Raw genomic sequence first — 4,665 nt, forward strand, 5'->3', positions numbered from 1 at the left:
CGCAACCGGAGTTTGCGCTCACTCGACGGCTGGGGTGGTCGGGTCGAGGGTGGCACCGGTGATCCGGTGGATCGAGTAGCTCTTCTCGTGACCCGCCGCGTCGGTCGCTCGCACCTGGCCGCCCTCGATCCGCCGGGGGTGGATCAGCTCGCGCGTTCGTCCCCCGTGCCGGTCGGTCACCCCGATCCAGACCCCGTGTCGGTCCGCGGCGGCGTCTCGCAGCAGCGCCAGGGTCACAACGGGATCGGTCACCGGGATGTGCGGGCCCTCCCGCTGCTCCTCCTCGACCCGCCGGGCGTCGGCGGCCTCCTCCGCGGCCCGCAGCCCGGTGACGAGCGAGCGGGTGTACGGCTCGTCGACCGGCGAGACCGCGACCGCTGCCGTGCGTCGGGTCCGTGCCCGGCGGCGTCGCGTCTCCGCGACGACGACGCTGCCGTCGGGCGACTCCGTGACGGGGGCGAAGCCCGCGTCGTGCAGAGCGTCTGTGACCACAGCCGGGTTTGCCTGGGACACAAGGACGGTCGGCGCGATGCGCCGTAGCAGCAGCGGGGCGAGGTCGCGTGCGGCGAGCATCGCCTCGAGGGTGGCCTCGTCGTCCGAGCGGATGTATGCCGCTCCGCCGCCGACCCGCGTGCGCCCATGCCTCCGGGCGACGTCCGAGACGAGGTACTCGAGTGGCTGGGGGACTGGGGTGCGGCTCGACCTCCGCAGGGTGTCGAGGAGGTGGGCCGCGGACCAGCCGGCGTCCAGGGCGCGCCGGACCGACTCGTTCGTGAAGCGGTAGACGGTCGCTCCGCCGCGGGACTCGACGTCGGCGGCCAGGCGCATGAACGCGGCCAGGCTGCCGACGAGGGGGCCGGGTGCGACCGCGGTCAGGTCCGCCTGCAGGAGGACGTGGTCGACGGGCTGCGGCAGCTGCGCCGACATGGCCGCGGCCGCCGTCTCGAGCCCCGGCGTCGCGGAGTCACCCTGGTGCGGGACCCTCGTGGCGCTCGACGGGTGCACCGGGACGAGGAGGGTCCGGCCGGGGTCCGAGAGCGCGCCACGCCCCGTCATCCCGAGCCACTCGGCCTCGCGCAGCACCGCCGCGACCGCTTCGCCGAGAACAGCGCCCGATCTCAGCGGCCGTCGCCAGAGGAGCCGCCGCGTCACATCCTCGGCCGTGGGCGCCGACCCCCGTGGCAGCCCCTCGAGCTCGGCCAGCACGTCACGGCGGATGGCCCGGACCGGCGGCCACTGGATGTCGGGCCCGAGCGCGTTCGCGACACCGGAGGCTCCCGGCGTTCGGTGGCCCACGAGATGTGGCGCTCGCGTCATCCGGAGCCACGCCGAGGCGAGGGTCGCCCACCGGTGGCCCGCCTCCGACGAGGACCAGTCGTCGAGCTCCGGTGTGGGAGCCCACACGGGCACGACCTCGCCGTCGTCGGCGAGGAGGTGAGCGGCATACATCAGCTCGACGAGGAACCCCGTGCGGGCGGTGTCGGCGTCGAGGAGCTCGCTCGTGCGCCGGAGGTCGCGCACGGAGACGCCTCCCGCGCGGAGCACCCGCGGCGCCTCGGCGCCCCACGCCTCGGCCACCTCGTCGATCTGCGTCAGCAGCTCGCTCGCGGCGCCGCCGGCCAGGGCGTCGACGGACGGCACGGTGCGGGCCGGGAGCTCCGGCGCGTCCAGCTCGGCGTGGCGGTGCAGCCGGCCGCCCCGCAGGGCAAGCCCGACCTCCCGCGGGAGGGCGACGCGGTCGACGGAGACGGTGACGAGCAGGTGGTGCTCGAGGAGCCAGCGCACCGCGGTCTGGCCAGGGCCGCTCGTCGGCAGCACCCCGAGGGGCGGCCCCCACGCCATCTTGTCGAGCACTGCGCGGGCCGTCGGGGGTGCCGCGGCGAGCAGGTCGGCGAGGGCCTGCGGGTCCTCGATGGCACTCAGGTCGCTGCCCGGCGAGGGGCGCAGCTCCCGGACGGGTGAGCCGAGGCCTGCGATGCTACGACCGAGGACCTCGGGGACCGTGCGGACGACGTGGTGGGTGCCGTCCGAGCGCCAGAGCAGCGCGGCCCGCCAAAGGTCATCGATGGTCGACCGGACCCTCGGCTCGTCCCTCTTGGCGACACCGAGCAGCCTGCGCACCGACTCGCGGCTCGCGTCGTCGCCGGCGACGACGAGCGCCTCGAGGACCTGCAGCTGGCCCCGGTCGAGGGCCTCGACCGCGCGTTGGACGCTCGCCTTGGTGCTGGCTCGGGCGGCGAGGCCGGTCAGGTCGGCGGGCGCCGGGCGGGCCAGGTCCGGGCGCGCCAGTACCAGCCCGACGAGCTCGTCGTCGGTGCGGCGCCGGATGTCGTCGGCGAGGCTGCGGCTCGGAACGGCCATGTCGACCAACCTAGTGGCGCGGGTCCGGGACGCTGAGGCCGATACGCTCGGGGAATGAGTGAGGTGACGCCCGAGGCGCCGACCGGCCAGCAGTTCACCATCGCGCACGGGCCGTTCGAGGCGACCGTCGTCGAGGTCGGCGGTGGACTGCGCAGCTTCACCAAGGACGGGATGGCCGTCGTGGCCGGCTACGCGGAGGACGAGGAGTGCCGGTCCGGCCGCGGGCAGCAGCTGATGCCCTGGCCGAACCGCATCCGGGACGGCCGGTACGAGTTCGCCGGCCAGTCGCAGCAGCTGTCGATCACGGAGGTGCCGCGCGACAACGCGACCCACGGCCTCGTCCGCTGGGCACTCTGGGAGCTGCTCGAGCACGAGCCGGAGTCGGTCGCCGTCCGTTACCGGCTGCATCCCCAGCCCGGCTGGCCCCACCAGCTCGACCTGCGCACGACGTACGTCCTCGACGACACCGGACTCATCGTCACTCCCGCCGCGCGCAACGTCGGCACCCGGCCGGCGCCGTTCGGTTACGGCGCCCACCCCTACCTGTCGATCGGCTCGCTGCCGATCGATGACGTCGAGCTCCACGTCCCCGCAGCGACGTGGCTGGCCACCGACGACCGGATGCTGCCGACCCGGACCCACCCCGTGGACGGGACGCGGTACGACTTCCGGCACGGCGGTCGGGCCGGCTCAGAGATCCTCGACACCGCCTACACCGACGTGCGGCGCGACGACGACGGGATGTGGCGCTGCCGGGTCCAGTCCGAGGCGTTCGGGTCGGTGACGCTCTGGGCGGACGCCGCGTTCCCGTGGCTGCAGGTCTTCACCGGTGCGGCGCACCTGCACAAGGGAGCCCCCGGAGTGGCCGTCGAGCCGATGTCGTGCCCGGCGGACGCCTTCAACTCCGGCACGTCGCTCGTCGTCCTCGAGCCCGGCGAGGAGTGGACCGGCACCTGGGGCATCCATCCCGGGTGAGCCGGGCGGGCGGTGCCCTCGAGGGGGCGAGCGGGCGCGCGCGTGATACTCGGTTCGGGGGCGGTGCCGGTCCCGTTAGGCTGGGAGGGACTTTCCGAGCAACGAGCAAGAGGTGGACTGTGCCCACTGGCAAGGTCAGGTTCTACGACGCCGACAAGGGCTTCGGCTTCATCGCCGAGGACGAGGGCGGCGATGTGTTCCTGCACGCGAGCGCCCTGCCCGAGGGCGTCACGACGCTGAAGAAGGGCGCCCGAGTGGAGTTCGGCATCGTCGAGGGTCGACGCGGGGCTCAGGCCCTGTCGGTGCGACTCCTCGAGCCGGCCCCGTCCGTCGCGGCCGGGCGTCGTGAGCGCGACCGCAAGCCCGCCGAGGAGATGGTCGTGATCATCGAGGACCTCATGCAGCTGCTCGACGGCGTCAGCACCGGCCTGCGCAAGGGGCACTACCCCGAGCGCAAGGTCGGCGCGAAGGTCGCCCAGGTGCTCCGCCGCGTCGCCGACGACCTGGAGGGCTGAGGTGACCCCGGCCGCCACCTCCTCGAAGACCGACGCGGTCCTGGCTGACGCCGTGGCGCTGGCGCGCGCGGAGCTCGAGCCGGTCGCCGAGCCGGGCACCGTCGGGGCGCACCTCGGTGTGGAGATGCTCGGCGAGCGGCTCGCGATGCACTGGTTCGAGTGCCGGTCGCCCGGCTACCGGGGTTGGCGCTGGGGCGTCAGCGTCGCCCGGGTGTCGCGGTCGCGCACCGCGACCGTCTGCGAGACGAACCTGCTGCCGGGGCCCGATGCGGTTCTCGCGCCCGAGTGGGTGCCCTACGCCGACCGGCTCGCGCCCGGCGACATCGGTGCCGGCGACGTGCTGCCGTACCAGCCCGACGACCCCAACCTGGAGCCCGGCTTCGAGGCGACCGGTGACGAGGACGTCGACCAGATGGCGTTCTGGGAGCTCGGGCTCGGCCGGCCACGGGTCCTGTCCGCCGAGGGCCGCGAGGTGGCCGCCACCCGGTGGTACGACGGCGAGCCGGGGCCCACCGCAGAGGTGGCGCAGAAGGCGCCGGCCCAGTGCTCGACGTGTGGCTACTTCCTGCCGATGGCCGGTGCGCTGCGGGCGGTCTTCGGGGTCTGCGCGAACGAGTGGTCGCCCTCGGACGGACGAGTGGTCTCGCTCGACCACGGTTGCGGTGCGCACTCGGAGGCGGACGTCACGCCCCAGAAGCCGACTCCGGTTCCCGACCCGGTGCTCGACGAGCTCGCCGTCGACATCGAGGTGCACGCCTCCGGGGCAGCCGACGCCCCGTCGGATGGTGGCCCTTCGACGGGTAGTGGCCCTTCG

General features: G+C 74.2%; 4 protein-coding genes. 3 read left to right on the forward strand and 1 reads right to left on the reverse strand.

The features are described 5' to 3' along the window. Window positions 1-18: 18 nt before the first annotated feature. Window positions 19-2,361 (reverse strand): helicase-associated domain-containing protein, encoded by a 2,343-nt coding sequence (locus N864_RS19370; RefSeq protein WP_034721144.1) that lies wholly within the window; start codon window positions 2,359-2,361, stop codon window positions 19-21. A 54-nt stretch (window positions 2,362-2,415) separates the two neighbouring features. Here N864_RS19370 and N864_RS19375 point away from each other — a divergent pair, with 54 nt between their 5' ends. The 3 genes from N864_RS19375 to N864_RS19385 form a co-directional block, all read left to right on the forward strand. Next, entirely contained in the window at window positions 2,416-3,336 is a 921-nt protein-coding gene (locus N864_RS19375) for an aldose 1-epimerase family protein (RefSeq protein WP_034721146.1), read from the forward strand. A gap of 119 nt (window positions 3,337-3,455) precedes the next feature. Beyond that, window positions 3,456-3,851: a cold-shock protein gene (locus N864_RS19380; RefSeq protein WP_034721148.1), complete on the forward strand. Its 396-nt coding sequence runs from the start codon at window positions 3,456-3,458 to the stop codon at window positions 3,849-3,851. Between the two features lies 1 nt (window position 3,852). Continuing rightward, window positions 3,853-4,665, forward strand: an 813-nt coding sequence (locus N864_RS19385) for a DUF3027 domain-containing protein (protein WP_081794046.1), incomplete at its 3' end; no start/stop codon positions are given.

This window comes from Intrasporangium chromatireducens Q5-1 (assembly GCF_000576575.1).
Lineage (GTDB): Bacteria > Actinomycetota > Actinomycetes > Actinomycetales > Dermatophilaceae > Intrasporangium_A > Intrasporangium_A chromatireducens.